This is a genomic window from Streptomyces glaucescens (assembly GCF_002154375.1).
Lineage (GTDB): Bacteria > Actinomycetota > Actinomycetes > Streptomycetales > Streptomycetaceae > Streptomyces > Streptomyces glaucescens.
The window spans coordinates 1-5,361 of the sequence record NZ_MUND01000359.1; the positions used below are offsets into that span (position 1 = coordinate 1).

Annotated in this window: 2 rRNA genes; both read left to right on the forward strand. The window is 57.5% G+C overall.

What is annotated here, in order from left to right:
• The first annotated feature begins 306 nt into the window (after positions 1-306).
• Positions 307-1,832 (forward strand): 16S ribosomal RNA (locus tag CCN42_RS23060).
• A gap of 312 nt (positions 1,833-2,144) precedes the next feature.
• A 23S ribosomal RNA gene (locus tag CCN42_RS23065) occupies positions 2,145-5,267 on the forward strand.
• Together the 16S and 23S rRNA genes form the textbook arrangement of a ribosomal RNA operon.
• Positions 5,268-5,361: the final 94 nt, after the last annotated feature.

Consider the following 5,361-nt stretch of genomic DNA (forward strand, 5'->3'; position numbering starts at 1 on the left):
CGCGAGAGCGAGAACCTGGAAAGCACCGAGGAAATCGGATCGGAAAAAGATCTGATAGAGTCGGAAACGCAAGACCGAAGGGAAGCGCCCGGAGGAAAGCCCGAGAGGGTGAGTACAAAGGAAGCGTCCGTTCCTTGAGAACTCAACAGCGTGCCAAAAGTCAACGCCAGATATGTTGATACCCCGTCCATCGGACAACCGATGGTCGAGGTTCCTTTGAAAAACACAGCGAGGACGCTGTGTGCGAGAGGACTATTCCTCCTCTCGCACCGCTCTCGTGTGTGTCGACCGGATTACCGGTAAACATTCACGGAGAGTTTGATCCTGGCTCAGGACGAACGCTGGCGGCGTGCTTAACACATGCAAGTCGAACGATGAACCACTTCGGTGGGGATTAGTGGCGAACGGGTGAGTAACACGTGGGCAATCTGCCCTGCACTCTGGGACAAGCCCTGGAAACGGGGTCTAATACCGGATACTGATTGTCTTGGGCATCCTTGATGATCGAAAGCTCCGGCGGTGCAGGATGAGCCCGCGGCCTATCAGCTTGTTGGTGAGGTAACGGCTCACCAAGGCGACGACGGGTAGCCGGCCTGAGAGGGCGACCGGCCACACTGGGACTGAGACACGGCCCAGACTCCTACGGGAGGCAGCAGTGGGGAATATTGCACAATGGGCGAAAGCCTGATGCAGCGACGCCGCGTGAGGGATGACGGCCTTCGGGTTGTAAACCTCTTTCAGCAGGGAAGAAGCGAAAGTGACGGTACCTGCAGAAGAAGCGCCGGCTAACTACGTGCCAGCAGCCGCGGTAATACGTAGGGCGCAAGCGTTGTCCGGAATTATTGGGCGTAAAGAGCTCGTAGGCGGCTTGTCACGTCGGATGTGAAAGCCCGGGGCTTAACCCCGGGTCTGCATTCGATACGGGCAGGCTAGAGTTCGGTAGGGGAGATCGGAATTCCTGGTGTAGCGGTGAAATGCGCAGATATCAGGAGGAACACCGGTGGCGAAGGCGGATCTCTGGGCCGATACTGACGCTGAGGAGCGAAAGCGTGGGGAGCGAACAGGATTAGATACCCTGGTAGTCCACGCCGTAAACGGTGGGCACTAGGTGTGGGCAACATTCCACGTTGTCCGTGCCGCAGCTAACGCATTAAGTGCCCCGCCTGGGGAGTACGGCCGCAAGGCTAAAACTCAAAGGAATTGACGGGGGCCCGCACAAGCGGCGGAGCATGTGGCTTAATTCGACGCAACGCGAAGAACCTTACCAAGGCTTGACATACACCGGAAAGCATTAGAGATAGTGCCCCCCTTGTGGTCGGTGTACAGGTGGTGCATGGCTGTCGTCAGCTCGTGTCGTGAGATGTTGGGTTAAGTCCCGCAACGAGCGCAACCCTTGTCCCGTGTTGCCAGCAGGCCCTTGTGGTGCTGGGGACTCACGGGAGACCGCCGGGGTCAACTCGGAGGAAGGTGGGGACGACGTCAAGTCATCATGCCCCTTATGTCTTGGGCTGCACACGTGCTACAATGGCCGGTACAAAGAGCTGCGATACCGCGAGGTGGAGCGAATCTCAAAAAGCCGGTCTCAGTTCGGATTGGGGTCTGCAACTCGACCCCATGAAGTCGGAGTCGCTAGTAATCGCAGATCAGCATTGCTGCGGTGAATACGTTCCCGGGCCTTGTACACACCGCCCGTCACGTCACGAAAGTCGGTAACACCCGAAGCCGGTGGCCCAACCCCTTGTGGGAGGGAGCTGTCGAAGGTGGGACTGGCGATTGGGACGAAGTCGTAACAAGGTAGCCGTACCGGAAGGTGCGGCTGGATCACCTCCTTTCTAAGGAGCACTTCTAGGCAGCCGCAAGGTTGTCCAGAGGCCAGAACGCGAGCGAACGACTCGCGCTGGTTGCTCATGGGTGGAACGTTGACTACTCGGCCTGAGTCTGGGTCGGAGGCTGCTAGTACTGCTCTTCGGAGCGTGGAACGCATGATCTCCGGACGGGTTCTGGTCGGGCACGCTGTTGGGTGTCTGAGGGCACGGCCGTATGGCTGCCTTCAGTTGCCGGCCCCAGTGCACTCGGGTGTTTTTCCCGGGGTGATGGGTGGTTGGTCGTTGTTTGAGAACTGCACAGTGGACGCGAGCATCTGTGGCCAAGTTTTTAAGGGCGCACGGTGGATGCCTTGGCACCAGGAACCGATGAAGGACGTGGGAGGCCACGATAGTCCCCGGGGAGTCGTCAACCAGACTTTGATCCGGGGGTTTCCGAATGGGGAAACCCGGCAGTCGTCATGGGCTGTCACCCGCTGCTGAACACATAGGCAGTGTGGAGGGAACGCGGGGAAGTGAAACATCTCAGTACCCGCAGGAAGAGAAAACAACCGTGATTCCGGGAGTAGTGGCGAGCGAAACCGGATGAGGCCAAACCGTATGCGTGTGAGACCCGGCAGGGGTTGCGCATGCGGGGTTGTGGGATCTCTCTTCCACGGTCTGCCGGCCGTGGGACGAGTCAGAAACCGTTGATGTAGGCGAAGGACATGCGAAAGGTCCGGCGTAGAGGGTAAGACCCCCGTAGTCGAAACATCAGCGGCTCGTTTGAGAGACACCCAAGTAGCACGGGGCCCGAGAAATCCCGTGTGAATCTGGCGGGACCACCCGCTAAGCCTAAATATTCCCTGGTGACCGATAGCGGATAGTACCGTGAGGGAATGGTGAAAAGTACCGCGGGAGCGGAGTGAAATAGTACCTGAAACCGTGTGCCTACAAGCCGTGGGAGCGTCGGACATCAGCTTGCTGGTGTCTCGTGACTGCGTGCCTTTTGAAGAATGAGCCTGCGAGTTTGCGGTGTGTTGCGAGGTTAACCCGGGTGGGGAAGCCGTAGCGAAAGCGAGTCCGAACAGGGCGATTCAGTAGCACGCTCAAGACCCGAAGCGGAGTGATCTAGCCATGGGCAGGTTGAAGCGGAGGTAAGACTTCGTGGAGGACCGAACCCACCAGGGTTGAAAACCTGGGGGATGACCTGTGGTTAGGGGTGAAAGGCCAATCAAACTCCGTGATAGCTGGTTCTCCCCGAAATGCATTTAGGTGCAGCGTCGTGTGTTTCTTGCCGGAGGTAGAGCACTGGATAGGCGATGGGCCCTACCGGGTTACTGACCTTAGCCAAACTCCGAATGCCGGTAAGTGAGAGCGCGGCAGTGAGACTGTGGGGGATAAGCTCCATGGTCGAGAGGGAAACAGCCCAGAGCATCGACTAAGGCCCCTAAGCGTACGCTAAGTGGGAAAGGATGTGGAGTCGCACAGACAACCAGGAGGTTGGCTTAGAAGCAGCCACCCTTGAAAGAGTGCGTAATAGCTCACTGGTCTAGTGATTCCGCGCCGACAATGTAGCGGGGCTCAAGCGTACCGCCGAAGTCGTGTCATTCACACAATAGGGCCAACGCCTGTGTGGATGGGTAGGGGAGCGTCGTCTGCCGGGTGAAGCAGCACCGGAAGGTAGTTGTGGACGGTTGACGAGTGAGAATGCAGGCATGAGTAGCGATACAAACGTGAGAAACGTTTGCGCCGATTGACTAAGGGTTCCTGGGTCAAGCTGATCTGCCCAGGGTAAGTCGGGACCTAAGGCGAGGCCGACAGGCGTAGTCGATGGATAACCGGTTGATATTCCGGTACCCGCTGTGAAGCGTCAAACATCGAATCCAGTGATGCTAAGCCCGTGAAGCCGCCCCTGATCTCTTCGGAGTGAGGGGGAGTGGTGGAGCCGGTGACCCGAGCTGGTAGTAGGTGAGTGATGGGGTGACGCAGGAAGGTAGTCCATCCCGGGCGGTGGTTGTCCCGGGGTAAGGGTGTAGGACGTCAGGTAGGCAAATCCGCCTGGCACATAGTCTGAGACCTGATGCCGAGCCGATTGTGGTGAAGTGGATGATCCTATGCTGTCGAGAAAAGCCTCTAGCGAGTTTCATGGCGGCCCGTACCCTAAACCGACTCAGGTGGTCAGGTAGAGAATACCGAGGCGTTCGGGTGAACTATGGTTAAGGAACTCGGCAAAATGCCCCCGTAACTTCGGGAGAAGGGGGGCCACGCTTGGTGAGAGGACTTGCTCCTCGAGCTGGGGGTGGCCGCAGAGACCAGCGAGAAGCGACTGTTTACTAAAAACACAGGTCCGTGCGAAGCCGTAAGGCGATGTATACGGACTGACGCCTGCCCGGTGCTGGAACGTTAAGGGGACCGGTTAGCTTGGATTCGTCCAGGCGAAGCTGAGAACTTAAGCGCCAGTAAACGGCGGTGGTAACTATAACCATCCTAAGGTAGCGAAATTCCTTGTCGGGTAAGTTCCGACCTGCACGAATGGCGTAACGACTTCTCGACTGTCTCAACCATAGGCCCGGTGAAATTGCACTACGAGTAAAGATGCTCGTTTCGCGCAGCAGGACGGAAAGACCCCGGGACCTTTACTACAGTTTGATATTGGTGTTCGGTTCGGCTTGTGTAGGATAGCTGGGAGACTGTGAAGCTTGGACGCCAGTTCAGGTGGAGTCGTCGTTGAAATACCAGTCTGGTCGTGCTGGATGTCTAACCTGGGTCCGTGATCCGGATCAGGGACAGTGTCTGATGGGTAGTTTAACTGGGGCGGTTGCCTCCTAAAGAGTAACGGAGGCGCCCAAAGGTTCCCTCAGCCTGGTTGGCAATCAGGTGTTGAGTGTAAGTGCACAAGGGAGCTTGACTGTGAGACCGACGGGTCGAGCAGGGACGAAAGTCGGGACTAGTGATCCGGCGGTGGCTTGTGGAAGCGCCGTCGCTCAACGGATAAAAGGTACCCCGGGGATAACAGGCTGATCTTCCCCAAGAGTCCATATCGACGGGATGGTTTGGCACCTCGATGTCGGCTCGTCGCATCCTGGGGCTGGAGTCGGTCCCAAGGGTTGGGCTGTTCGCCCATTAAAGCGGTACGCGAGCTGGGTTTAGAACGTCGTGAGACAGTTCGGTCCCTATCCGCTGTGCGCGTAGGAGTCTTGAGAAGGGCTGTCCCTAGTACGAGAGGACCGGGACGGACGAACCTCTGGTGTGCCAGTTGTTCTGCCAAGGGCATGGCTGGTTGGCTACGTTCGGGAGGGATAACCGCTGAAAGCATCTAAGCGGGAAGCCTGCTTCGAGATGAGGACTCCCACCCACTTGATGGGGTAAGGCTCCCAGTAGACGACTGGGTTGATAGGCCGGATATGGAAGCACGGTAACGTGTGGAGTTGACCGGTACTAATAGGCCGAGGGCTTGTCCTCAGTTGCTCGCGTCCACTGTGTTGGTTCTGAAACCACGAACAACCCCATGTGCCACACATGGTGCGGTTGATTGTTTCATAGTGTTTCGGTGGTC